Here is a 25757-nt window from a genome sequence, read left to right as displayed (position 1 = left end):
GGTCTCGCAGTGGATGACGCAGTGGTTCGGGGTGGTCGTTGAACGGCACTGCGAACCACTGCGTCATCCACTGCGAGACCCTGCGTGAAATGATGTTAAAGCTATTACATCCGCTCGGGCACCTCGATGCCGAGCAGGCCCATGCTGGTTTTGAGGGCCCGGCCGGTCTGGGCCGAAAGGGCCACACGGAAGGCACGCTTCAGCTCATCGGCTTCGGCAATAATGGGCACCTCGGCGAAGAAGCGGTTGTAGCCCGGGCCACATCGTAGGCGAACTGCGCCACCAAAGCAGGCGACTGTACGCGGCAGCCTCAGCCACGACGGCCTCGTAGCGCGCCAGTTCCTGAATCAGGTCCCGCTCGGTGCCTTGCAGCTCGGTAATTCCTTCCAATGAGCTGCCATCTGCCACCACGCCGCGCTCGGCGGCTTTGCGCAGGATGCTGGAAATGCGGGCGTGGCTGTACTGAATGAACGGGCCGGTGTCGCCTTCCAGCTTCACCGATTCTTCGGGGTTGAAGAGCATGCGCTTCTTGGGGTCCACCTTCAGCAGGTAGTATTTGAGGGCGCCCAGACCCAGCATGTGGTAGAGTTTGGTCAGCTCGTCGTCGCTCAGGCCCTCGGTTTTGCCCTTTTCAAGGGTGGCAGCCTCAGCGGCGGCCACCACTTCGCGCACCAGCTCGTCGGCGTCTACTACGGTGCCTTCGCGGCTTTTCATCTTGCCCGAGGGCAAATCCACCATACCGTAGCTTAGGTGGTGGATAGCGTCGGCGTAGGGCTTGCCCAGCTTCTGGAGCACGGCCCGCAGCACCTGCATGTGGTAGTTCTGCTCGTCGGCAATCACGTATACGCTCAGGTCGTAGCCGAAATGCTCGAACTTGAGCTCGGCCGTGCCCAGGTCCTGGGTGATATAGACGCTGGTACCATCGGCGCGCAACAGCAGCTTCTCGTCGAGGCCTTCTTCCTTGAGGTCCACCCATACCGAGCCGTCCTCTTTCTTGAAGAACACGCCTTTCTGCAGGCCTTCCTCGACCCGCTCCTTGCCCAGCAGGTAGGTTTGCGACTCGTAGTAGAACTTGTCGAAATCAACGCCGATGTTTTTGTAAGTCGAGTCGAAGCCCTCGTACACCCAGCCGTTCATTTGCTTCCAGAGGCTCACTACGGCTTCGTCGTTGGCTTCCCAGGCCCGGAGCATGTCCTGGGCTTCGAGCATGAGCGGGGCCTGGCGCTTGGCCACGTCGGCGGCCACGCCCTCGGCTTCGAGTTGGCGCACCTGCTCGCGGTAGTGCTTCTCGAAGAGCACGTAGTACTTGCCCGCCAGGTGGTCGCCCTTGATGCCGGCGCTCTGCGGGGTTTCGCCCTGGCCGTAGTACTGGTAAGCCAGCATCGACTTACAGATGTGGATGCCCCGGTCGTTGACCAGGTTAGCCTTGGTAACCTCGGCGCCGGTGGCTTTCAGGATTTCGGCCACCGAGTAGCCCAGAAAGTTGTTGCGCAAATGGCCCAGGTGCAGGGGCTTGTTGGTGTTGGGCGACGAATACTCGACCACCACGCGCTGCGGGCCGCCGGTGGCCACGGGCGTGCCGGCCGGATGCTGGCGCAGCGCCTCAAACACCCGCACCCACTCGCTGTCGGCTATTTCCAGGTTGAGAAAACCCTTCACTACGTTGAAGCCGGCCACCACGGGCTCGTGGGCCAGCAGGTACTCGCCCAGGGCCTGCCCGATTTGCTCGGGGCCCTTGCCCAGGGTTTTGGTGAGCGGGAAAGTAACGAGCGTAAACTGGCCGGCGAAATCCTTTCGCGTGGACTGCAGCGGCAGCTGCCCGGCGGGCACATCGGCCCCAAATACGTTCTGGATGGCCGCGCTGAGGGCGTTTTTGAGGGTTTGTTCGAGTTGCTGCACAGGATGGGGTCGTAGGGGCCGCTGCGGGGCTAGCGGCAGAAAGCGAAGGAGCGCACTGCGGCCACGGCAACGGCCGCCACCCCCGAAACTGTCCGGGCCTCCTTGCATGCAAAGGTAGAAAGTGCGGCCGGATGGCTGCCGTTTTTTTGCGGCGTACCCATACGCCCACGAAAGCCGGCCCAGCAGCGGCCCTACTCCGGCAGGTACACCGTGAAAACCGACCCTTCGCCCAGCCGGCTCTCCACGGCAACGCGGCCGCCGGCATTTTCGGCTATTTTCTTCACCATGTACAGCCCGATGCCCGAGCCCTCCACGTGGTCGTGCAGGCGCTGGAACATGGTGAACAGCTGGCGGTCTTCGCGCAGGTCGAGGCCCAGGCCGTTGTCGTGTACCTGCAGGGCCACGAAGCCGGGGCCGGCCGGGCAGCAGCGCAGCCGCACGCGGGCGGGCCGGGCGGGGTCGTGGTACTTGAAGGCGTTGCTGAGCAGGTTGTACACGATGGAGCGCAGGTTTTTTTCGGCCAGCACAACGGTTGCGCACTCCGCCACGTCTACCAGCAGCTCGCCATCCGAAGTCTGAATCAGGGGCTGCAGATCCAGGCGCACGTCCTCGATAAGCGGGGCCAGCGCCACCGGCGTGCGGGGCAGGGCGCTTTCCTTCTGCAGCTTCGAAATATCAGTCAGGTTCTCAATGGTGCGCTTAAAGCGGTCCACCGAATCCTGCATCATGCGCAGCACGGGCTCCACGGCGTCGGGGCGCTGGTCGGCGGGTAGCTCCTGGCGCAACGTGTCGAGCAGGCCTTCGATGTTGGTAATGGGCGAGCGAAGGTCGTGGGAAGCGGTGTAGATGAAGTTGTCGAGGTCGGCGTTGATGCGGGTGAGCTGGGCGTTGTTGTCGCGCAGCTCGTGCTGTGCCTCATCAATGCGGGCCAGGGCCAGCTTCTGCTCGTGCATGTCGGTGTAGGTACCAATCCAGCGCACGATTTCACCCTGCTCATCGTGCCAGGGAAGCGCCCGACCCAGCATCCAGCGGTAGTGGCCGGCCGCGTCGCGGATGCGGCACTCCAGCTCCAAGGCCTCGCCGCCCGCCAGCGCCTGCTCCCAGCAGCGCATGGCCTGCGGCAGGTCATCGGGGTGCAGGTGTGCTTCTATCAGGGCGGGCGTCAGATGCTGCGGGTCTTGGCCGGTATAGGCAAACCAGCGCCGATTAAGGTAGGTGCTTTCGCCTTGCGGACTGGCCGTCCAGGCAATGTGCGGGAGGCCTTCCAGAATGCGGCTGGTTTCAGCGGCTTCCTTCGCCTGGGCCCGCAGCTCCTGCTGCTGCTGCTCCAGCAACTCGTTCTGGGCCGCCACCCGCGCCCGGATAACGCTGATTTCGCGCCGCGCCGACACGTCGGTGGCAATAACGGCCAGCACCGGTGCTTCTGCCGAACCCAGCACATTCAGGGCCAGGGACATGGGCCGAAGCCGGCCGCCAGCGGTGCGCAGCGGCATTTCGCCCCGGCTTTTCCCCGCCCAGCCATCCGCCACCAGCTTCTGCCAGTACTCCCGAAACTCGTCGGGCACAAACTGGCCGAACAAGTTGCCCATCAGCGTTTCGAGCGGCGCTTCGAGCAGGCCCGCCAGGCAGGCGTTGCAGTAGAGCACCGTGGTATCGGGGGAGAGCAGCAGCGCGCCTTCGTTCATCTGCTCAATCAGCGTGCGGTAGCTCTGGTCGGCGCCTTCGAGCGTGAAAATGCGCGGCCCGTCGGGGCCCTGCACGGCCAGGGCATCGATGCTGCCGGTGCGGATGGCCGTCAGCAGCTCCTCGGCTTCGAAGAGTTGCTGGCGTAGCTCCTCATTTTCGCGGGCCAGCTGGGCGGGCGTTGGAGTAAGTGAGTTAAAATCGACACTCATGGCCTGATAGCTTAGCTGGTTTGAGCCGGTTGGGTATCGGGTTCGGAACCTGAGCCAGGATCCATGCCCAGCAGGCGCAACGCCTGCGGCCGGTCCGAAAGGTCGCCCACCAGCCAGCGCCGCGGCTCGGGGCTTACCTTAATAAGCGTGGGCGCGGCAACAATGCGGGCGGTCTGGGCCAGCTCGGGCTGTTGGTAGATGTCGATGATAGTCAGCTCGTAGCGCCCCGCCAGGTACTGCTCGCAGATGTCTTTGAGGTTGAGCACGGCCCGCAACGAGTTGGGAGTGGCACCGGTAATATAGAGCTCCAGCACGTAATCGGGCGGGCGCGCATCGGCGGGGAGCCATTCTTGCATAGCGGCGGGCTTACGAGGGGTCGATGGCCCGCAGGTCGAGGCCGACCAGTACCCGCTCATGGTTCGAAAGGTCGCCGATAACTCTGCGGATGGGCGCGGGCATTTTGCGCACCAGCGTCGGGATGGCCAGAATCTGGTCGCCCTCGGCCAACTGCGGGTGCTGCAGCAGGTCGATGATTTCCAGCCGGTACCGGCCCTTCAAATGCTTTTCACAATAGGTTTTCAGGTTGGTTAATGCCGTCATCGACTTCGCCGTCTGCCCCGCCACGTACAACCGCAGCTCCCACATTTCCTCGCTCATAGTCTTCTTTTTGGGGTCTTGGGGATGGGACGATGAGGTTGCCGGGGGCGCCATCTCATCATCCCTCACCTGCTAACGGCTACGCGCCCGAACCGTTGGACGCAGCGGGCGGGCGAACCGAAAAATTGTGGCCCAGGTGCCGGCGCTCCTCCGTCTGAACATCGTGGCGCTGCTGCTCCTCCGAGTTCACCCGGCGCAGCTCCTCCTCTACCGACTCGAACTCGGTGCGCAGGTTGGCAATGGTGGCTTCCAGCACCCGGCGCTTGCGCTCCAGGCCCCGGTCGCGACGCTCGGCTTCCTGCTTGGTGGCAATCTGCCGGGCCTGCTCCTGAATGTGCTGGGCAAGGCGGCTGGCCCCGGTGATGATGCCGGTTGGGCCCACCAGCACATCGAGCAGCCGGATGCCCTGCTCGGTTACCACAAACTCGCGCACCTGGTTGGAGTGGGCCATGCCTCGGGCCTTGAGGATGCTGATGCCGCGGTTCCGCTCGCCCACGCCCTCTAGGTCGCGCACATGAATCCAGGTGTCCACGAGCGAGGAAATGCCCTCGTCCGCCATTTCCTGCTGGCCCCGGCTACTGCTAACCAGCGCCGTAAACAAGGCGTTGATACCCTTCACTTTCAGGAAATCGACGAGCCGCGTGAGCATGCTGCGCACCTCCGAGATGCTGCCCACCGAAATAAGGTTACTGATGGGGTCGATGATGACCGTCTGAGGCCTGAACTGGCCGATGAGCCGATGAATCGTGACCAGGTGGCGCTCCAGGCCGTTGAGCGTGGGCCGGCTGGCTTCGATGCGCAGCTGCCCGTTTTCTACAAACGGCTGCAAATCGAGGCCCACCGTAGCCATGTTGCGCAGCAGCTGGGCCGGCGACTCCTCGAAGGCGAAATACAGGCACCGCTCGCCCCGGCGGCAGGCTTCGAGGGCAAACGACGCCGCCAGCGTGGTTTTGGCCGTGCCCGCCGTGCCCGTAATCAGGCCGCTACTGCCCTGGTAGAGCCCGCCGCGCTGGAACATGGCGTCGAGGTCGGCTACGCCGGTTGAGATAATCTCGTTCGATACGGTATGCTCCAGCTTGAGCGAAGTCACGGGCAGCACCGAAATACCATCCTCCGTGATGATGTAGGGGTATTCGTTGGTGCCGTGGGTGCTGCCGCGGTACTTCACAATGCGTAGCCGCCGGGTGGTTACCTGGTCGATTACGCGGTTGTCGAGCAGAATTACGCAGTCCGAAACATACTCCTCCAGGCCCTGCCGCGTGAGCGTGCCCTCGCCCCGCTCAGCCGTGATGACGGTGGTCACGCCCTTGTCTTTAAGCCAGCGGAACAGCCGGCGGATTTCCGAGCGCAGCACGGCCTCGTTGCTGAAGCCTGAAAACAACGACTCGATGGTGTCGAGCACCACGCGCTTGGCCCCAATGGTGTCGATGGCGTAGCCGAGGCGGATAAACAGCCCTTCGAGGTCGTACTCGCCGGTTTCGTCGATTTCGGCGCGGTCGATGTGTACGTGGTCGAGGCGCAGCTTTTTATCGGCCACCAGCTGCGGCAAGTCGAAGCCCAGTGAAGTCACGTTGGCCGACAGCTCAGCAGCCGTTTCCTCGAACGCCATCAGTACGCCCGGCTCATCGTAGTCGAGGATGCCGCGCACCAGAAACTCGATGCCGAGCAGCGTTTTGCCGCAGCCCGCGCTGCCGCACACCAGCGTGGGCCGGCCCAGGGGCAGGCCGCCCTCGGTTATTTCATCAAGCCCCTCGATGCCGGTGAGTGCCTTGGGCAACTGAGAAAACGGCGTAATACGCGGCAGCGACTGGTTGGACATAGGGCAAAGTTTGTCGCAAGATTACGGGGGGATGGTAAAATAGTTAGCGAATGACCGCGCCACCGAGTAACCGCACGAAAACCAACATCATACGGAGCGCAGCCGAAGCATCTTTACCGCAATGCCGGTTTAAACCAGCGTGATGCGGAGCAAAGCCGAAGCATCTCTACCGCGTCGTGGCAATGCTAATCCTCAGTCATTCACCGACGCGGTAGAGATGCTTCAACTTCGCTCCGACCCTGGCTCTATGCGCCACATGCTCAGCATGAGGTTGGTTTTCACGCAGTCACCGCTACCGGCTGACCACTTCGGCCAGGCGCAGGCGGTTCTGAATGGCGTCGGTGGCGGCTTCGAGGATATCGAAGGCGTTCTGGGCCATGGTGTTTTCGGAGTCGAGAGTAGGGTTGATTTCCACCATCTCGAAGCACACTACCCGGTCGTTTTCGAGCAGGGCGCGGCACAGGCTGATGGCCTCTTCCACGTTCAGCCCGTCTTCTACCGGCGTGCCGGTGCCCTTGCTGAAGCGCGAATCCAGCGAGTCCACATCGAACGAGATGTACACCATATCGCAGAAGCGCAGGCGCTCATAAATTTCGCGGGCTACCTGCCGGATACCCTTGTCGCGCACTTCGTCGAGCTGGTAGTTTTTGATGCCCAGGCGCTCGATAATGGCGTTTTCTTCGGCTTCAGTGTCGCGCACTACCACGTACACGAGGTGCTCGGGGGCTACTTTGGGGCCGGGCTCGCCCAAGTCGCGCAGGCGCTGCCAGAAAAACTCGGTTTCGGCGGCGGGCTGGTTACGCTGGCACTCGCGGTTGTTGTCGTTCAGGCTCAGAGCCAGCGGCATGCCGTGCATGTTGCCCGAGGGCGTGGTGTAGGGCGAGTGGATGTCGGCGTGGGCATCAACCCAGATGACACCGAGCGTTTTCTGGGGGTAGGCGGCCTTGATGCCGGCAATGGTAGCCGAGGCGTTGCTGTGGTCGCCGGCCAGCACCAGCGGGAACTCGCCCAGGCGCAGCGTTTGCTCCACGGTGCTGGCAATACCCTTCTGCACCATATAAATGGAGTCGATGTGGCGGGCGAAGGGAAAGTGGTTTTTCTCGAACAGCACGTGGTTCAGGTCGGGCACCTGCACCGAGTTGAACCGGCGGAAGTAATCGGAGCCCTTATTGAGGCAGGCCACCTTGAGGGCGTCAATGCCCAGGCTGGCGCCCCGGGTTCCGGCCCCGAGTTCGGAGCGGACTTCCAGCAGCTTGATACGTCGCATATTACATTGGCAGAAAAGAGGTTAGGGCGGTTTTAATGCTTGCCGATTGAGTGGGTGAGAACTCCTCTCAGGCTTGACGCGCGCGGTCTTTCCGGCGCCACCAACGAACAAAGCACAACCAAAACCCCCGCAAGGGGGTATCTTTGCATCTGCAATTTAGCGCTTAGTTACTGGTGCCTCGTGCTCAGAGAAAAAGTTTTTCTCCGTCAGCCGCTGCCCATTACTCCGCTTCTGCTGTTCTGCTTCTACCTGTTTCGCGCCTACGCATTAAGCCCTAGGCACTAAACGCTAAAGCCCCCAATGCCCTACATGGATACCTACCGCGACCTGATTTCCCAAACCTTCGATTTCCCGACCGACGAGTTCACAGTCGAAAACAACGAACTGCGCTTCGAGGGCATCGATTTGATGGCCCTGGTGAAGAAGCATGGCACGCCGCTGCGCCTCGCCTACCTGCCCAAAATCAGCTCCCAGATTCAGCGGGCCCAGGAGTGGTTCCGGCGCGGCATCGAGCAAACCGGCTACCGCGGCAAGTACTCCTACGCCTATTGCACCAAGGCCTCGCACTTCAGCTTCGTGGTCGAAGAGGCGCTTAAAAATGATGTTCACATCGAAACCTCGTCCTGGTTCGATACCAATATCATCCGGGCCATGCATGCCAAGGGCCTCGTGACCAAGGATACCTACATCATCTGCAACGGCTTCAAAACCGAGGAGTACAAGCGCGAAGTTACCCGCCTCATCAACGACGGCTTCGCCAACTGCATGCCCATCCTCGACTCGCCCAACGAGGTGGATTACTACCACGATAACGTGCGCGAAAATTGCTCATTGGGCATGCGCCTGGCTTCGGATGAGGAGCCGCGCTTCCAGTTCTACACTTCGCGCCTGGGCATCCGCTACGCCGATGCGCTGCCGCTCTACGAAAGCAAAATCAAGGACGACCCGCGCTTCGAGCTGAAGATGCTGCACTACTTCATCAACACCGGCATCAAGGATACGTCCTATTACTGGTCGGAGTTGAGCCGGTTTGTGCACCAGTACTGCGAGATGCGCAAGGTGTGCCCCACGCTCACAACCATCGACATCGGCGGCGGCCTGCCCATCCAGACGTCTATCCAGAAGGAGTACGACTACCCCTACATGATTGAGGAGGTGCTGCGCACCATCAAGCGCATCTGCACCGAGGAAGGCGTACCCGAGCCCGACGTGTTCACCGAGTTCGGCATCTTCACGGTGGGCGAGTCCGGCGCTACCATCTACTCGATTCTGGACGAGAAGCTGCAGAACGATAAGGAGCTGTGGTACATGATTGACGGCTCGTTCATCACTAACCTGCCCGACACCTGGGCCCTGAACCAGCGCTTCATCATGCTGGCCATCAACGGCTGGGATAAAAAATACAAAAAAATCCAGCTCGGCGGCCTTACCTGCGACTCGCAGGACTACTACAACTCCGAGAAGCACATCTACCAGGTGTTTCTGCCCGAGCGCAAGCCCGCCACCGACGCTGAACCACTATATGTGGGCTTCTTCCACACGGGCGCTTACCAGGAGAGCCTTTCGGGCTACGGCGGCGTAAAGCACTGCCTGATTCCGGCGCCCAAAATCGTGATTCTGGACCGCGACGCCGATGGAAACCTCACCGACCGGGTGTTTGCCGAGGAGCAGACCGGCGAGTCGATGCTGCGGATTCTGGGCTACCAGGTATAGCGGCGCGGGGCTTCGGCCCTCCCAACCCAAAAAAGCGGGAGCCCCAGGCCGGGGCTCCCGCTTTTTTTGGGCCTCCGGCAGGCCTACGGGCCCAGCGTTGGCCGGGTAGTTGCAGGGCGGATTTCAGCCGGTTATCTTTATGACCGATATCTTCTTTGGGCAGTGCCCTCACTCTTGTTTTCACGCATGAAAAAACTCCTACTCCTCGCTTGCGTAGCCGGCCTCGGCCTCGGCTCCTGCAACAAAAAATCCAACTGCCCAGCCTACAGCGGCATTAAGGATGCCAACCGGCTCTCGTCGCCCGTAATGGCCCAGGGCCCGACTGCCGCCACCGACCGGCAATAGTCGCTACTGTCGCCCCCACCACTGCGAAACGCCTCCCCAACCCGGGGAGCGTTTTGCATTACTATGGTTCGTTGCTTTCAGCGGGCAGGGCAATCTGGGGGCAACCAAAGCGTTGGGCAGCTGAAAGCGTTACGCTTAGCACCCACCTTTTACCATACAGTTAGTATTTTGCCATGAAAAAGCTTCTTCTTTTCGGACTCTTCCTGTCCTTTGGAGCCATTTCCTGCCGTACGCAGTGTCCCGCCTTCACCTCAGTAAAGCCTGCTTTGCACCAGGCTACCCCAGTAGCGCCGGTGCTGGCCAGCACGGCCGTTGCCTCCAATCAACAGTAACACTTCGCTTATCAGCTGCCTCGCCCGGCCGCCAGCTTCTGCTGCTACTGTAGAAAGCCGGCGGCCGATTGCGTTACCGGCCTGCTGCCAGCGCCGCATCGGTGGCCAGGATAAAGTCAGTGGCGGCGGGCAGGTCGGCGGTGCGGGGCACGTAGCCGGCCGGCTCGTCGGGGCCCACCAGCAGGCCACGCACGCCCACTTTTTCGGCGGCGGCAATATCGCGGAGCCGGTCGCCCACCAGCCAGCAGCGGGCTGCATCGAGCCCGAAACGAGCCAGCGCCTGCTCCAGCATCAGCGAATCGGGCTTGCGTCGCAGGCTCTCCGACACGCTGGGATGGCCGGGCGCGAAGTACAGCGCATCGATAATGCCGCCCACCTCCTGCTGCAGCTTGGCGTGGCAGGCCTGCACGTCGGCAGCGGTGTAGAGGCCGCGGGCAATGCCAGCCTGGTTGGTTACCACAATCAGCCGGTAGCCGGCAGCCTGCAGCCGAGCCAGGCTCTCGGGCACCCCCGGCAGCACCTCAAAGCGGGCCGGTTCCCACACATACGTCCCGATTTCGCGGTTAAGCACTCCGTCGCGGTCGAGGAAAACGGCTTTGTTCATAGGGATGAATGGTTGATGGATTGATGCGCGGGCAAAGATAGGCGCGCCCCCACTCACCTAGCCACGGAGCGAAGAACCCGGTTGCGTTTAATGGGGTTGTTTGGGCAGCCTTTGGGTCGGAGCAAAATCATTCGCCCCGCCCCGGAGGGCCGTATCTTTGCCCCACATCAGTTCATCAATTCATGGCTATTGCAATTATCGGCGGGGGTATTTCGGGCCTCACACTGGCCTGGGGGCTGCAGCGGGCGGGTATTGATTACGACCTGTTTGAGGCCGATGCGCGGCCGGGCGGTAACATCTGCTCGGAGCAGCATGGTGGCTACCTGCTAGAAGTGGGCCCCAACTCGCTGCAGCTTTCCGACGAGCTGGCGGCCCTGTTCAGCGAGCTGGGGCTGAACGATAAAATCGAGGATGCGGCGGCTGTCAGCCAGAACCGCTACGTGCTGCGGGCCGGGGCCTACCAGCCGCTGCCCGGCACCCCGCCCGGGCTGCTCACCAGCAAATTTTTCAGCCTGAAAGGCCGCTACAATATTGTGCGGGAGCTGTTTCGCAAGCCCGAGCCAGTTGATGAGCTCGAAACGCTGAGCGCGTTTTTTGCGCGCCGTTTCGGCCCCGAAGTGGTCGAGTACGCGCTCAACCCCTTTATTTCGGGCATCTACGCCGGCGACCCTTCGCAGCTGCTGCTGCACAAAACCTTTCCGCAGCTGGCTGCCCTGGAGCAGCAGCACGGCTCGGTGCTGCGCGGGCTGATGCAGGGCAAGAGCAAGGCGGGCCGCCGCCGCATTGTGTCGCTGGTCGGGGGCCTGCAGACGCTGCCCGCCACGCTGGCTGCCAAACTGCGCCGGGCCCACTTCGGGCAGGCGGCTACCCGCCTGCACCGCCACGACGATGACGGCCGCTGGGAGCTGGAAACCACCGCTGGCCCCGCGCCGCGCCTGTACAAGCAGGTAGTGCTGGCCCTGCCCACCTATGCCACCGCGCCGCTGCTGGCCGAGCAGTTTCCGGAGCAGGCCGCCGCGCTGGCGGCGGTGTACTACCCGCCCATGGCTGCCATCTACACCGCTTACCAGCGCGCCGATGTGGGCCACCCGCTCAACGGCTTCGGGGCCCTGCACCCCAAGGCCGAGCAGCCCTATGCCGCCGGCAGCATCTGGACCAGTTCCATTTTCCCGAACCGCGCCCCGGCCGGGCAGGTGCTGTTCACCACGTTTGTGGGCGGCACCCAGTATGAGCCACAGGCGCGCGAATCGGCCGCCGGGCAGCAGGCGGCCGTGCATGCCGAGCTCAGCCGCTTCTACGGGCTGAAAGCGGGCGCCGCGCCAGTCTGGCAGCACCGTTACTTCTGGCCCCGCGCCATTCCGCAGTTCGATGCCCGCATTGTGCCCGCCCACGCCGCCGCCGATGCCCTGCAGGCCCAGGGCTTGCACACCACGGCCAACTGGCGCGCGGGCGTCGGCGTGCCCGATTGCGTGCGCCACGCCCGGCAGCTGGCTGCCACGCTGGCCGCAGCCCGGTAGGCTGTTAGCGGCCCGGCTCGAAAACAGAAGTGACGTTGCAGCGGCATAATCCTAGTTTTTTTCGGCCCCGAAACAGCTAAAAGGCAATAAGCGCATAAACCTTATATTCATTGAACCCGGAAGCCGCAGGGCGGTTATTCGGCTTCCGGCACGCAACCCGCTGCCAGCCGGGCGCATCTTTCGGGTAGCTTGCCGGCCTTTTGCCCCACCAGGTGTGCCACCGGCAGCCGTATTTCATTCGTCAGCCTCGCTCCTCGCGCAAAATTTTACCTTTACGGCAATGACTGACGGCCTCGTTCTGATACCAACCTACAACGAGCGGGAAAACGCGGAATTGATTATCCGTAAAGTTTTCTCGCTGTCCCAGCCGTTCGACGTGCTCATCATCGACGATGGCTCGCCCGACGGCACGGCCACCATTGTGCGCGAGCTGATGGTGGAGTTTCCGGGGCGCCTGTTTCTAGAGGAGCGCAGCGGCAAAATGGGACTGGGCACGGCGTACCTGCACGGCTTCGGCTGGGCCCTGGCCCGCGGCTACGAGTACGTGTTCGAGATGGACGCCGACTTCTCGCACAACCCCGAGGACCTGATGCGCCTCTACGACGCCTGCGCCTATCAGGGCTACGACCTGGCCATTGGCTCGCGCTACATCGAGGGGGTGAATGTGGTTAACTGGCCCATGAGCCGGGTATTGATGTCGTACTTCGCCTCGGCCTACGTGCGGTTGGTTACGCGCATGCCCATCATGGACGCTACGGCCGGCTTTAAATGCTACACGGCCCCGGTGCTACGGGTAATTACGCGCGAGCGAATCCGGTTTGTAGGCTATGCTTTCCAGATTGAGATGAAGTGGCTGGCCTATAAGTATGGGTTTCGCCTCAAAGAAGTACCGATTGTGTTTACCGACCGCACCCGGGGCACCTCTAAAATGAGTAAAGGCATCTTCAAGGAGGCCTTCTTTGGCGTAGTGCAGATGAAAATCAGCAGTCTGTTTCGCCGCTTCGACCGCAGTGCCGCGGCTTCGCCTACTGGCACTGCCCACCGCACCGGCCCGCTGACAGCCGCTACGGTCGGCCCGGCCGACTCGGAAACGCGCCAGACGACCTCCTAACCGTAACGTCCCGGCCCCTCCTTTTGGCGGCGGCCGTGTATCTTGCCACTAATGGAAATTTCCCCGCTGTTCTGGATCGGCTTCAACGTAGTTGTGCTGGCCCTGCTGTTGCTCGACCTGTTGGTTTTCAACCGCAAAGACCATGTTGTGAGCATGCGCGAGGCGCTGAGCTGGAGCGCTTTCTGGATTGCGCTTTCGCTGAGTTTCAACTACCTGGTGTACCAGTGGTTGGGCAAAGCTGCGGCCCTGGAGTTCCTCACGGGCTACCTCATCGAAAAGTCGCTGAGCGTGGACAACCTGTTCGTGTTTCTGCTGATTTTCACCTATTTCAAGGTGCCGGCGCAGTACCAGCACAAAATCCTGTTCTGGGGAATTATCGGGGCATTGGTGCTGCGGGGCGTGTTTATTCTGGTGGGTGCGGCGTTGCTGGCCAAGTTCCACTTCCTCATGTACGTGCTCGGGGCCTTCCTCGTGTACACGGGCGTCAAAATGGCGACCAGTGGCTCCGAGCCCGAAATTGACCCCGACAACAATCCGATAGTCAAGTTCCTGAGTCGCCATCTGCCCATCACCAGCCAGCTGCACGGCGGCAATTTTTTTGTGCGCAAAGACGGCGTACTGTTCGCCACGCCCCTGCTGGTGGTTTTAGTGATGGTGGAAACCACCGACGTCATTTTCGCCGCCGACTCCATCCCGGCTATTCTGGCCGTTTCGCGCGACACGTTTATCGTGTACACCAGCAACGTGTTTGCGCTGCTCGGCCTGCGGGCGCTGTATTTCGCCCTCGAAGGCCTCATGCGCCTGTTTCATTACCTGCACTACGGCCTGGCGCTTATTCTGGTGTTCATCGGCGGCAAACTGCTCGCAGAAGGACTAGACGTGCATATTTCGATGGGCTGGTCGCTGGGCACGGTCGGGGTTATTCTGTTCATGTCGGTGATTTTGTCGCTGCTGTTCCCGAAACCTGTCGCGGAGAAAAGTGAGGCGGTAGGCGAGTAACTGTGGCTTGGTGTCCGGTCCTGCCCCGGTTCTGCCCCAGTGGGGCGGCACATCGGTAACAGCAACGTGCCCAGAAACATAAAAAGCCCCATTGGGGCGACACTAGTCGTTGAACGATGGGTGTCGCCCCAATGGGGCTTTTAGCGCAACTTTCATGTCAGTGTGCAGTGGCCGATGTAGGGGCGGGGCTTGCCCCCGCCCGCCGTCTGGCCATAACCGTTTAACGGCGGGCGGGGACAAGCCCCGCCCCTACTACAATAACCTGAAAGCTGCGCTAAGTACCCGTGCAGAAGTATCCGTAGCTAAAAGACGGGTACTTCTCACGGGTGCTTGCTTCTTCATTCGCTGCTTTTCTACCGATGTGCCGCCCCGCTGGGACTCAGCCGGGGCAGGGCCGAACACCGGATTACAAGCACATCAACACCTGCCTGCTACTCCGGCTTCGGTGGAACAGCAGTGCCTGCCGGGACCTCCTGGCTGGGTGGCACATCGGTGCCGAGCAAATCCAGCAGGTTCAGCGGCTCGAACTCGGTCGAATCGGCGGGCAGGGCCAGGCGGGTGGTATCGGGGCGGGCGCTAAAGTTCATGGCCTGCAGGCCACGCCCGCTGAAGCTTACGCCACCCACGCTTTCGGACTCGCCCTCCGAGATGTAGCCACGCCGGGCCATCAGCTGGGCAATCAGGCGGCGGAAGTAGCGCGACGAGCCGCGCAGGTCGCCATACTGGTTGAAGCCGGCCCTGAAGCGCTTCGGACTCGGGATAATACTGGCCAGATACAGGCTTTCTGACAGGTTGAGGTTGGCCGGTGACTTGTCGAAGTAAAAATCGGCCGCCTCGTGCACGCCGTAAATCCGCGGGCCCCACTCGATGATGTTCAGGTACACTTCCAGCATCCGCTGCTTGCTGGCCAGCCGGGTATTCTCAATAATCCAGACGATAAGTGCCTCCTCGACCTTGCGCACAATAGTTTTCTTGCGGGTCAGGAACACGTTTTTCACCAGCTGCATCGAGAGGGTGCTGCCGCCGCGGGCGAAGCGCCGCTCCTTCAGGTTCTGGATAGCCGACTTCACAAAGGCCTTCTCCATGAAACCCCGGTGGGTCATGAAGCGTGGGTCTTCGGCCGTCATGATGGCGTACTTCAGGTAGTCAGAAACCTGGTTATAGGGCGTAAACTCGGGGTTTTCGGGTCCTACCGTAAACACTTTCACCGAGTCGCCCTTGTCGTTGTAGGCCGTGTAGCGGAACGACTCGTTGAGCTTGTTGAGGTTTTCGCGGCCGAAGCGGGTAATGCGGAACTTGGTAGCCCGCAGGCTCGAATCGAACTCCAGGCTATCCACCTGGTTCATGTCGAGGGCGGCGTGCAGCTTGTACTGCAGCGTACCTTCGGCGCGGGTACCTTCCAGGGTTTCAAACATACCCTCGGGCAGGGCCTCGAAAAAGTCGTTGGCTTTGGTTTCGGCCGACTCCACGTCCAGCTTCACCACCATACCGGCCAGCGCCTGGCTGCGGCTGGTCAGGCCGTTGATGTTCTTGCCAACCACCCGCTCGGGCACCGGCCGGCGGCGTACGCTCAGCTCCGGAAAGAACTCCATGCGGTTGAGCAGCACCCGCGTACCTTTTTCAAGCGCAAACGAAGCCTGCCCCAGCCGGGTCACGAAATCGATGCCCCCGCGCGGGAAACGCACATCCTGATCGGACAGCTTGGGGTGGTTGACGATGAAATTGACGGCCGAAGCCGTGCCCGTAAGCGTCAGCTCGTCGCGCCGGAACGTCTTGTCGGATAGGCTTACGCGGATGGTATCGAACTGCACCCGGGCCCCGTAGCGGCGCTGCACGATGGGCAGCACCACCGGCCGCTTATCGAGGCCGAACACCTGCGCGTCCACCTCGTAGTCGCCGGCATCAATGCGGCCGATGATGCCCACCCGGTTTTCCACCGAGTCAATCAGGGCCGTCATCTCGCCCGAAATTTCACCGCTCTTAATAGCCAGACGCGACATTACGAGGCGGGCGCGGTGGCGGGGGCCGTCGTAGGTGATGAGAAACTCGCGAAAATCGGCCTCGTCGGGCACGTTATCGAAGGTAGCTTCGAGGAGCTGGTTGGCCAGCAGGCCGTAATTGGTGCCCTTGGTGGTGTCGCGGACCACAGTGGGCGCGCCTTTCTTCTTTTTGTAGAGGAAAGAATAATTGTCGCGGCCGTTGGCGGTCTGGCGGGCCGTGAGGCGGACAGTATCAATTTCGAGGTTGCTGAACACGGGCCGGCCGGCAAACAGGCTGCGCACGCTGAGCGAGGCGCGCACGGTGCGGGCGCGTAGCAGCGTGTCGGTGGGCTGCGGGGCGGTGGGCACCACGCTGATACCGCGCAACTCCACCGTGTTCAGGTCGATGAAGCGGGCCGGGCCCAGCGTGAGCGTCACCGGAAACTTGCGCTCGACCTTGGCTTTCACTTTTACCAGCGCCGCTTCGAGCAGCTGCTGGCGCTTGACGAGGAACAGGCCCAAACCAGCCAGCAGCAGCACCGCCAGGATGCCCAGGCCGATGCCAATTCTTTTCTTAATGACGGGAGTGATGTGCACGAATCGGGGAGAAAGCGAAAGGCCAGAGCCGGGCGAGCCAGCATCGGGCCGAACCCGCCACCGGCCAAGTAGCTTAAATGGCAAAGATAAACAAAAAGCCCTGCGCCCTGAGTGCGTAAATGAACGCAAACTCCTGTTATCGGTAATCCGGCGTCCGCCATGGAAGGGCCCGTCCGGAAACTATTGCCGGGTGGCAGCCCCCCTGCAATTCATTGGCGTTGCGGATGCCGGATTCCGGATGACAGTATATTTGCCTGCGAACTCACTCCTTCCCTCCTTGCTGATGCCTGACACCGCCACCCTCACGCCGCTTACCGCCGTTTCGCCCCTCGATGGCCGCTACCACCGCCAGACGGCCCCCCTAACGGCCTATTTTTCGGAGTTGGCCCTGATTCGCTACCGCGTGCTGGTGGAAGTTGAGTATTTCATTGCCCTGGCCGAGCTGCCGCTGCCGCAGCTGCAGCGGGTAGATAAGAGCACGTTCGATTCGTTGCGCGCGCTCTACACCAGCTTTACGGCTGCCGATGCTGAAGCCGTGAAAGCCCATGAGCGCGTAACCAACCACGATGTAAAGGCCGTGGAGTATTTCCTGCGTGATAAGTTTTCAGCGCTGGGACTGGGCGAGTTCGTGGAGTTTATTCACTTCGGCCTTACCTCGCAGGACATCAACAACACCGCCATTCCGCTGAGCCTGCAGCATGCGCTGCTGCACACGCTGCTGCCCGGCTACGCCGCCGTGCGCAACCAGCTGGCCGCCCGCGCCCAGGAGTGGGCCGCCGTGCCTATGCTGGCCCGCACCCACGGTCAGCCGGCCTCGCCCACCCGCCTGGGCAAAGAAATTGAGGTGTTCGTGGCCCGGCTCGATGCCCAGGTGGAGCTGCTGGGCCAGGTGCCGTTCGGGGCCAAGTTCGGCGGCGCTACCGGCAACTTCAACGCCCACCACGTAGCCTACCCCGGCCTCGACTGGCACGAGTTTGCCCAGCAGTTCGTGGAGGGCCGCCTGGGCCTCAAGCGCAGTCACCCCACCACCCAGATTGAGCACTACGACCACCTGGCGGCCCTCTGCGACGGCCTCAAGCGGCTCAACACCATCCTCATCGACCTGGCCCGCGACGTGTGGCAGTACATTGCCATGGGCTACTTCCGCCAGACGGTGAAGGCCGGCGAGGTGGGCTCCTCGGCCATGCCGCACAAAGTGAACCCCATCGATTTTGAAAACGCCGAGGGCAACCTGGGTTTGGCCAACGCCGTGCTCGAACACCTTTCGGCCAAGCTCCCGATTTCGCGGCTGCAGCGCGACCTCACCGACTCGACGGTGCTGCGCAACCTGGGCGTGCCGCTGGGCCACACGCTCATCGCCCTCGCGGCTTTGCAGCGCGGCCTGGGCAAGCTGGCCCTCGACGAAGCCGCCCTGCACCGCGACCTGGAAGCCAACTGGGCCGTGGTGGCCGAGGCGCTGCAAACCATTCTGCGCCGCGAAGCCTACCCCGACCCCTACAACGCCCTCAAGGCCCTCACCCGCACTGGCCAGGCCATTTCGCAGGAAACCATCAGCGAGTTCGTGGACGGCCTTGATGTAAGTGAAGCCGTGAAGCAAGAGCTGCGCGCCATCACGCCGCAGAACTACGTGGGCATGTAGCCCCTGAGTTGCCGACGGTATTCTCCACATCGTTGCGCGTTACAGTAAGGACGGGGCTTGCCCCCACCCGTCGCTAAACAATACCGCTTGGGCTCGTCCAACGGTGCGGGCGGGGCAAACCCTGCCCTCCCAATACATGATCCTATCTTCCCCAGCCATGCTCAACGGCATCACCGTTCATCCCGATTGCCGCCATTTCCGGGGCGATGTTCCCTGCCGTCCCAACAAGGAGCACGGCTACCAGTGCGCCGGGTGCCCGGTTTATTCCCCCGTCACGAGCCGCATCCTGCTCATCAAGCTTGGGGCCATCGGCGACGTTATCCGTACCACGCCGCTGCTGCGGCGGCTGCGCCAGGAGCATCCCGGCTGCGCCATCACCTGGCTCACGCTCACGCCCGCCATCCTGCCCCAGGGCGAGATTGAGGAGGTGCTGAAGTTTGATTTTGCCAGCGTGCTGCAGCTCCAGGGCCGCGAGTTCGATGTTGTTATCAACCTCGACAAGGAGAAGGAAGCCTGCGCGCTGCTCAACTCCATCAGGGCCAACCAGAAGTTCGGCTACGCGCTGCGCTCCTCCGATGGCGTGCCGTGGCCGGTGAACGAACTGGCCAACCACAAGTACCTCACCGGCGTGTTTGACCAACTGAGCCTGGAGAACCAGAAGCCCTACGTGCAGGAAATATTCGAGCTCTGCGGCTTCGATTTCCGGGGCGAAGAGTACGTTTTCGACACCCACCAGGACAAGGGTTACGACTGGAGCCAACTGCCCACCGGCCGCCCCCGCATCGGCCTCAACACCGGCTGCGGCGACCGGTGGACGACACGCCTATGGAGCGACGAGAAGTGGACCGAGTTAATCGGAAAGCTGCAATCCGCCGGCTACGCACCCGTATTACTCGGCGGCGAGGCCGAAGACGCCCGCAACCGTGCGCTGCACGCTGCCACCGGCGCCGCCTACCTGGGCACCTTCCCCCTGCCCCAGTTCATCAACCTGATGCACCAGCTAGACGGCATCGTGACGCAGGTAACAATGGCCATGCACATCAGCATCGCCCTGCAGAAACCCACGATTCTAATGAACAACATCTTCAACCCCCACGAATTCGACCTTTACGGCCGCGGCCAAATCGTGCAGCCCGACCGGCAGTGCGTCTGCTTCTACCGAGGCTCCTGTAAGCTCGGCACCAGCTGCATGGAAGATCTACCGGCCGAAAAGGTGTTTGAGGCGGTGCGGGCAAGTGTGACGGTGTAGTGTCATTGCGAGTAGCGCGAAGCAATAACGGTCAGCCCGCCACCTCTTTTAATGCCGCCACCATTACCTCCCACGAAAAATCCTTGCGTTTCGCTGCCACTCCAGCCATAAATTCCGTCTCCCGCTGCTGAGAGTAAAAGTCAACCAGCGCGTCGGCAATGGCGCGGGGCGCGGGCGGTACCACGTAGCCTACCTCACCGTCCGGAATCAGCTCGGCCAGGCCGCCGACGTCGGTTACCAGCATGGGGCGACCGAAGTGGTAGGCAATCTGCGAAACACCGCTTTGGGTGGCGTTTTTGTAGGGCTGCACCACGATATCGGCAGCGCAGAAGTAGTCGGCCACCTGTTCATTGGGGATAAAGTCGGTGGCCCGAATGAGGCGGCTTTCCAGATTGTGCTGCTTGATGAGGGCTTCGTAGGGCGCAGCGTCCTCGTAGTATTCGCCGGCAATTATCAGCTTTGCCGGCAACCCGGCCAGCCGCTCGTCGGCAAAGGCTTCGAGCAGGATATCGAGACCCTTGTAGGCGCGGATAAAGCCGAAGAACAGCAGGTAGCCAAATGCTGGGTCGAGGTTGAGGGCCGTTAGGGCTTCGGCTTTAGGCTTGGTGGGGCCAAAGTTGTCGTAGAGCGGGTGCGGGCGGTAGAGGGCCGGCTGGCGGAAGTGCAGGCGGCGCAGGTCGGCCAGCACGGCGCGGCTCATCGTCACGAAGCCGTGGCAGGCACTCAGGAAATAACGGGTCAGCGGCCGGTCGCCGGGGCGGGACTCGTGCGGAATCACGTTGTCGGTGATGGCCACCACGCGGGTATGGCCGTTGCGGCGCACGAGGCGCGCCACGGTGCCCAGCGCCGGCCCCATAAACGGCAGCCAGAACCGGAAGATTACCAGATCGGGCTTTTCGCGGCGCAGCTTCTCTCCTACTTTCCACCACGAAAGCGGATTCACCGAGTTCAGACTGACTTCAATAGCTAACCCCTCAGGCGCGGGGCCAGTGCTGAACTGGGTCTGGCCCGGAAACAGAAAATCGGGGTATTGGAGCGAAAATGTTACCAGCCGCACCTCGTCGCCGGCCTCCCGGAAGGCGTAAGCCAGCCGCTCGTTGTAGGTCGCCAGTCCTCCCCGCAACGGATAAGCCGGCCCGATAATAACGACACGCATGGTGCTAGATAATTAGGTGATGGAATAAAAGCAGTTGTCATCCGGAGCTTGCGAAGGACCTGTATGGAAGTTACTATCAGTTGATAGCTTCTACACAGGTCCTTCGCAAGCTCCGGATGACAACTGCTTTTCCTCTCTATTTCAGATTCAGCCGCTCCTTTACCAGATAATCATTCCGGTTGTCGCCGTTGAGCTGTACCATTTCAGCCAGAAAACCGGCCAGAAACAGCTGCACACCCACTATTACGGCTACCAGGGCCAGGAAGAACAGGGGCTGGTCGGTGACGGAGCGGGTAGCCACGTTCTGCCAGGAGTGCCAGACTTTGTCTATCATCAACCCGAGCGCAATCAGCATACCCAGCAGAAAGGAAACCGAGCCCATTGCCCCAAAAAAGTGCATCGGCCGCCGCCGGAACCGGCTCACGAAAGTGATGCTCATCAGGTCGAGGAAGCCGTAAACGAACCGCTCCAGCCCGAATTTGGTGGTACCGTACTTACGCTCCTGGTGCTGCACCACCTTCTCGCCGATGCGCCGGAAACCGGCCCATTTGGCAATAACGGGGATGTAGCGGTGCATTTCGCCGTACACCTCGATGCTTTTCACCACCCGGCTGTCGTAGGCCTTCAGCCCACAGTTGAAATCGTGCAGGCTGATGCCCGAAATCCAGCGCGTAACGCCGTTGAACAGCTTGGTGGGAATGGTTTTGCTGAGCGGGTCGAAGCGCTTTTTCTTCCAGCCGCTCACCAGGTCGAGGCCGTCCTGGGTAATCATGCGGTAGAGTTCGGGCAGCTCCTCGGGCGAGTCCTGCAGGTCGGCATCCATGGTGCACACCACCCGGCCGGTCGTTTCCTTGAAGCCCACGTTGAGGGCCGCCGACTTGCCATAGTTACGGTTGAAGCGGATGCCGCGCAGGTGCGTGTCCGTCGTGGCCAGCTCCTCAATCACGTCCCAGGAGTCGTCGGTCGAGCCGTCGTCGATGAGAATAACCTCGTAGGTAAGCCCGTGCTGGGCCAACACGCGGTGAATCCAGCGCGTCAGCTCAGGTAGGGACTCGGCTTCGTTGAGCAGCGGAATAACGATGGACAGCTCCACCGGAAAGTGCTGCGGCAGGCGCTTACTCAAACTCAGGGCGTTTGTTTTTGGTGAAGGCGGATATAACAAGGGCCAGTAGGAAGGCAAAAAAAGCAGTTGCCAGAATAGCCCAGAAGATGCTCAAAGGTCCGGTAGGCATCATTTTCGAAGTCCACTCCATCGCCTGGTCAATCTGCTCTTCACTGAGTTTACCGTCAGCTTCCATTTTAGCCCGGGCTGCAGCTACTGCCCGCTGCGCGTACTCTGTATCGATGAAATTGACATATATATAGCTAAATACGCCACTCAGAGCACCAATAACGGCCCCGGCAATGGTGGCAATACCTAAGCCCTGCCCGTAGCTCATAAAGCCGCCGGAAGCCTTCTTGTAGAATTTATGCGCCAACACAATCCCAACAATCAGAATGGCGAACGTCAGCAGGCCCATAACAGGCATTTGCTCCAAGTTGGCAGCCTTCAGAATCAGGGAATAGATTACAGTAACGATGCCCGTCAGCAGGCCGTAGCGAATACCAACAGAAACGGGGGTAACAGCAGGAGTAGTGGTGTTTTCCATGAGCAAAAAGGGGGAAGAGAGTGATTGAATGCGGGAAGGTATATTATTTCCGCAAGAACACTCCACCCGGAATACTGATGAGCACCCCGAAAAACAGCTTTTTGGAGAATTCGTCCTGGGCAAATTCAACCGGTGTTCGGGCCAGGTTGCGCAGCGTGGCTTCGTACTGCTGCAGGCCATTGGCCTCTTTCAGGTACAGCGCTTTCGTACTTTCAAGCAGTTTATATACTTCGGTCAGATGCTGTTCAATCAACCCCGGCCCTGTGAGCCGCGAAAACAGGTAAAAAGCCGTTGCCGCCACCACTGCGCCTATCAATGCGGTTAGTAACCCCACCCCGATACTTTTCCAGAGCCCTGGCCCTTCAGGCTGGTAGTAGCGCCGCAGCAACACTTGGCTGGTAATGGCAGCCAAAGGCGGGAAAAAATCGGCCAGCGTCCGTTTAGGGCCGTAAGGATTATTGTCACTGAAGTACAGAAACAGCACCCAGATAAAGCACAGCGCCCCGGTAATGGCTCCGCACAATAGGGCAGTGCGCAGCACAGGGTGGGCAATAGAAGCGGTAGTTGGTTTCAAAAGCGGAAGTCGAATGAGGCCGCAAGATACGGGCGCCGTTGCTATCACCCTTACTCAACCGCTTATCAGAGTTAGCAGCCTCAGCCCGCTTACGCCACCGCGGCCGCTGCAGGGGCAGACCGACGTTTCCAGCGCAGCAGTACCGCCTCTAGCAGCAGACATGCCAGTGCCCCCCAAATGCAGTACTGCCACAGCGGTTTGCCAACCCGTGTAGCTTTATATTGAGCGGCAGCCGTCTGTTTGCCAGCGGTTTCATACACCTGCACATTAGGTAGGTTTGGACCAATAAGCCCCTGCAGCTCGGCCGCCGAGTAGCCAGCGAGTTCCGATTCGCGCTTAGCAAAATTAAAAGCCAGCGTGGCGACGGTTTTATCTTTCTGCCGCAATTCGTAGAACCCGGGCTGCCGCAGTCCGGGCGGAATATCCAACCGTAGCGTGCTGCCCTGCCGGCGGTGTACCGGGATAAAACTCAGGCTGTCCTGCACCAGCCGGTACACTGTCTCTGCTGCAGCCCTCGTTTCTGGTAGCTGCACCTCTACCACAGCCTGATTGAGCCGGTAAGCAGGCTGTTGCGGTTGCCGGTAGCTCTGCATGGCTAGCTTATAGAGCACTGGCACAAACAACGGGTGCTGCATAATATCTGAATACGGGGCGCTAAAAGGTGCCGAAAAAACGTACACCATACCCGCACCGCTACTAAAGCCGGCCAAGTAGCTTTCGCCGTCGCGCATGCGCAGCACCTCGGTACCCGTGCGTGCCCAACGCAGCACCGGAGCTACCCGGGGCATACCAGCCCGCGGGTTAACACCCGCAAACACATCCTGAAAGAAGGGATTCCGGGTATCGGGCAGGGCCACTTCCTGTAGCACCGGTCCACGGGCCGACACTGGTTGCCATTGCACCGGCCCTATCCCCAGCTCACGAAACAGCTGCCCATACGCCTCGCGGCTACCCACTGATGCTGGGGGCACAACAACCAGCGTGGCTCCGCGCTGCACCGCCCGGCGCAGGTTCTCACGCAGTCCGGCAGTTAGTACAGGCGCCTCGCGCAGTAACAGCAAGTTGCCTGTTGCCAGTTTGCGGTAGTCGGCCGTCTGGGCGTTGGTAAACTGATAGCTGAACAGAGGCTCATTTCCGTAAAGCCGCCTGAGTTGCTCGTTAAGGGCAGCCTCCACCACATTAATTTGCACGGCTGGCTGCAAAGCAAAGTAGTAGGTGTTATCAAAATCTACTGGAAAGTCATCCACCACCACCCGGCACAGCTGTACTTGCTGACCATTCAATCGTAGTCGCACCTGCGTTGTCACCGTTTGCCCCGGCGGCACCGTAGCCTGGAAAGCCGCAGCCTGCCGTGTGCCCACAAACAGTTTGGCCGGATAGTTCTCAGCCACCTTCTGCCCCCCATTCTTCAGCCTGATGTACAGTGTCAAGTCAACGCCACTACGTACAAACCCATCATCCAGCCAGACGCTGTCTACAAACACATTTGCAGTAGCTAGAGCCCGAGCAGGCACCAGAAACACTTGCCTCGTAGAGTCAAGTAACCGTAGGCTATTGACTGAAAAATCATTTCGCTGAAAATCAGAAAACACGAACAAAGGCCCCGCTCCGGCCGCACGGCCTTGCTGGTGTTGAGCCAATGCCCTGCTCAACTCGCCAGCTTGTCCGCTTATCTGTACCTGTTCTGCCGCATTACGAAAAGCAGGCGCGCTCAACAGATCAGGGCTGCCCGGCGAGAGACCAAAACGAGCCGCCGCCGGAAAAGCCAACGGCAGGTCAACAGCCTCTTCAATTGCTTGGTCTAAAACTGGCTGGTCGTTGGGCCCAAGCTGACGCATGCTGGGTGAATTATCGAGAACTATCTGCACCACGTTACCCGTAACCGCCTGTTGGGAAGCCGGGACAAATGGCTGAGCAAATAGTAGTACCAGAAAGACAACGAACCCGATACGGGCCGCCAGCACGAGCAGATGCTTCAGCTTACGTTGCCGCGCTGTTACCAGCTTCACTTCCCGAATGAACTCCACATTGGAGAAAAGCACACGTTGCGGCCGGCGCAATTCAAAAAGGTGAATGGCAATAGGAATGGCAGTAGCCATTAAACCCCACAGAAACCACGGATATGTAAATACCATGCAACAGAAACAGTAATTCCGTGAAGGTAAACACAAAAAAGGGGCGGTAATTCCCAATCAAGTCTTTACAGGATAACTACGGATTTAACAGGCGCCAGAAAAGGCTGGGATACCTGCTAATTGAGCAGATACTCCAGCCTTACAATTCGACATAAACGTGCAGCAGGAGGAAGAGGAGGTAGCAGCTGAATATGAAGCAGAATAGCCGCACAACATATTCTACCTGGAAGGCGTGTTTCTCCGAGTAGTATAACCAGCAATACCTCTCCCCGGGAAGTATGGTGGAGGTAGTGTCGGGCCCGAAGCGGTAGCCCGCGGCACCGCCCTGGTAAAACCCAGCAGGCCCGTTTCCTCACCTTGAGGGAACGGGCCTTCTTGCTGGCAGCCATCGCCAGCCACCGCCAGCCCTGGGGTGGGCGTACGACGGGTAGCTATAAACGCGAGCTGCCCCGCGCATCCGGGCCATGAGGCTGGACGCTGCGGGGCAGCAAGCATGATAAGGTTGGCGGCGACCGACTCTCCCACCGATGAAGGCAGTACCATAGGCGCTCCGGGGCTTAACGACTCTGTTCGGAATGGGAAGAGGTGAACACCCGGGCTAAAGCCACCATTATCAATTCA

The 25757-nt window shown here is 60.7% G+C and carries 20 protein-coding genes, 1 rRNA gene and 1 pseudogene; 8 read left to right on the top strand and 14 right to left on the bottom strand.

Annotated elements, in window-relative coordinates; translation table 11 throughout:
- Window positions 1–104: 104 nt before the first annotated feature.
- The 6 genes and pseudogenes from argS to D0N36_RS06400 form a co-directional block, all read right to left on the bottom strand.
- A pseudogene (gene argS / locus D0N36_RS06425) lies at window positions 105–1899 on the bottom strand (arginine--tRNA ligase).
- 191 nt (window positions 1900–2090) lie between these two features.
- Window positions 2091–3794 (bottom strand): sensor histidine kinase, encoded by a 1704-nt coding sequence (locus tag D0N36_RS06420; protein ID WP_116940581.1) that lies wholly within the window; start codon window positions 3792–3794, stop codon window positions 2091–2093.
- 11 nt (window positions 3795–3805) lie between these two features.
- A complete protein-coding gene (locus D0N36_RS06415; RefSeq protein WP_116940580.1) occupies window positions 3806–4150 on the bottom strand; it encodes a circadian clock KaiB family protein in 345 nt (114 codons plus the stop codon).
- 10 nt (window positions 4151–4160) lie between these two features.
- The gene (locus D0N36_RS06410) at window positions 4161–4451 is read right to left on the bottom strand and encodes a circadian clock KaiB family protein (protein WP_199798313.1); all 291 of its coding nucleotides are present in this window, start codon (window positions 4449–4451) and stop codon (window positions 4161–4163) included.
- A 79-nt stretch (window positions 4452–4530) separates the two neighbouring features.
- The gene (gene kaiC, locus D0N36_RS06405; RefSeq protein ID WP_116940578.1) at window positions 4531–6270 is read right to left on the bottom strand and encodes a circadian clock protein KaiC; all 1740 of its coding nucleotides are present in this window, start codon (window positions 6268–6270) and stop codon (window positions 4531–4533) included.
- A 292-nt stretch (window positions 6271–6562) separates the two neighbouring features.
- Window positions 6563–7537, bottom strand: coding sequence for an arginase (locus D0N36_RS06400; protein WP_116940577.1), 975 nt, complete (start codon window positions 7535–7537; stop codon window positions 6563–6565).
- 309 nt (window positions 7538–7846) lie between these two features.
- Between D0N36_RS06400 and D0N36_RS06395 the strand changes: the two genes are divergently transcribed.
- The 3 genes from D0N36_RS06395 (at window position 7847) to D0N36_RS06385 (ending at window position 9927) form a co-directional block, all read left to right on the top strand.
- Window positions 7847–9250, top strand: a complete 1404-nt coding sequence (locus D0N36_RS06395; RefSeq protein WP_116940700.1) for a type III PLP-dependent enzyme domain-containing protein — start codon at window positions 7847–7849, stop codon at window positions 9248–9250.
- Window positions 9251–9436: 186 nt separating this feature from the next.
- Complete coding sequence (locus tag D0N36_RS06390) at window positions 9437–9595, top strand: hypothetical protein (RefSeq protein ID WP_190242552.1); 159 nt, start codon at window positions 9437–9439, stop codon at window positions 9593–9595.
- A 173-nt stretch (window positions 9596–9768) separates the two neighbouring features.
- A complete protein-coding gene (locus D0N36_RS06385) occupies window positions 9769–9927 on the top strand; it encodes a hypothetical protein (protein ID WP_190242551.1) in 159 nt (52 codons plus the stop codon).
- 73 nt (window positions 9928–10000) lie between these two features.
- On the opposite strand, the gene D0N36_RS06380 is transcribed toward D0N36_RS06385, so the two are convergent.
- Complete coding sequence (locus tag D0N36_RS06380) at window positions 10001–10531, bottom strand: D-glycero-alpha-D-manno-heptose-1,7-bisphosphate 7-phosphatase (protein ID WP_116940576.1); 531 nt, start codon at window positions 10529–10531, stop codon at window positions 10001–10003.
- 182 nt (window positions 10532–10713) lie between these two features.
- Here D0N36_RS06380 and hemG point away from each other — a divergent pair, with 182 nt between their 5' ends.
- The 3 genes from hemG (at window position 10714) to D0N36_RS06365 (ending at window position 14158) form a co-directional block, all read left to right on the top strand.
- Window positions 10714–12048, top strand: coding sequence for a protoporphyrinogen oxidase (gene hemG, locus D0N36_RS06375; RefSeq protein WP_116940575.1), 1335 nt, complete (start codon window positions 10714–10716; stop codon window positions 12046–12048).
- Window positions 12049–12328: 280 nt separating this feature from the next.
- Window positions 12329–13159 (top strand): polyprenol monophosphomannose synthase, encoded by an 831-nt coding sequence (locus D0N36_RS06370; RefSeq protein ID WP_116940574.1) that lies wholly within the window; start codon window positions 12329–12331, stop codon window positions 13157–13159.
- A 51-nt stretch (window positions 13160–13210) separates the two neighbouring features.
- Complete coding sequence (locus D0N36_RS06365; protein ID WP_116940573.1) at window positions 13211–14158, top strand: TerC family protein; 948 nt, start codon at window positions 13211–13213, stop codon at window positions 14156–14158.
- Between the two features lie 431 nt (window positions 14159–14589).
- Here the strand turns inward: D0N36_RS06365 and D0N36_RS06360 are convergent, their stop codons facing one another.
- Window positions 14590–16734, bottom strand: a complete 2145-nt coding sequence (locus D0N36_RS06360) for a biosynthetic peptidoglycan transglycosylase (protein ID WP_116940572.1) — start codon at window positions 16732–16734, stop codon at window positions 14590–14592.
- 283 nt (window positions 16735–17017) lie between these two features.
- Here D0N36_RS06360 and purB point away from each other — a divergent pair, with 283 nt between their 5' ends.
- Window positions 17018–18373, top strand: coding sequence for an adenylosuccinate lyase (gene purB / locus D0N36_RS06355; protein ID WP_116940571.1), 1356 nt, complete (start codon window positions 17018–17020; stop codon window positions 18371–18373).
- Between the two features lie 136 nt (window positions 18374–18509).
- Entirely contained in the window at window positions 18510–19622 is a 1113-nt protein-coding gene (locus tag D0N36_RS06350) for a glycosyltransferase family 9 protein (RefSeq protein WP_116940570.1), read from the top strand.
- Between the two features lie 31 nt (window positions 19623–19653).
- On the opposite strand, the gene D0N36_RS06345 is transcribed toward D0N36_RS06350, so the two are convergent.
- The 6 genes from D0N36_RS06345 to rrf form a co-directional block, all read right to left on the bottom strand.
- The gene (locus D0N36_RS06345) at window positions 19654–20778 is read right to left on the bottom strand and encodes a glycosyltransferase (RefSeq protein ID WP_116940569.1); all 1125 of its coding nucleotides are present in this window, start codon (window positions 20776–20778) and stop codon (window positions 19654–19656) included.
- 136 nt (window positions 20779–20914) lie between these two features.
- A complete protein-coding gene (locus tag D0N36_RS06340) occupies window positions 20915–21901 on the bottom strand; it encodes a glycosyltransferase family 2 protein (RefSeq protein WP_116940568.1) in 987 nt (328 codons plus the stop codon).
- A complete protein-coding gene (locus D0N36_RS06335) occupies window positions 21894–22427 on the bottom strand; it encodes a DUF4199 domain-containing protein (RefSeq protein ID WP_116940567.1) in 534 nt (177 codons plus the stop codon). The genes D0N36_RS06340 and D0N36_RS06335 overlap by 8 nt, the downstream gene beginning before the upstream one ends.
- Window positions 22428–22470: 43 nt before the next feature.
- Window positions 22471–23001: a DUF4199 domain-containing protein gene (locus tag D0N36_RS06330; RefSeq protein WP_190242550.1), complete on the bottom strand. Its 531-nt coding sequence runs from the start codon at window positions 22999–23001 to the stop codon at window positions 22471–22473.
- Window positions 23002–23090: 89 nt separating this feature from the next.
- The gene (locus D0N36_RS06325) at window positions 23091–25136 is read right to left on the bottom strand and encodes a BatA domain-containing protein (protein ID WP_116940565.1); all 2046 of its coding nucleotides are present in this window, start codon (window positions 25134–25136) and stop codon (window positions 23091–23093) included.
- A 500-nt stretch (window positions 25137–25636) separates the two neighbouring features.
- Window positions 25637–25748, bottom strand: a 5S ribosomal RNA gene (gene rrf, locus D0N36_RS06320).
- Window positions 25749–25757 lie beyond the last annotated feature (9 nt).

It is taken from the genome of Hymenobacter lapidiphilus, from assembly GCF_003417065.2.
Taxonomy (GTDB): Bacteria; Bacteroidota; Bacteroidia; order Cytophagales; family Hymenobacteraceae; genus Hymenobacter.
The sequence above is the reverse complement of the archived record's forward strand: the minus strand, read 5'-3'. Positions and strand labels throughout refer to the sequence as shown.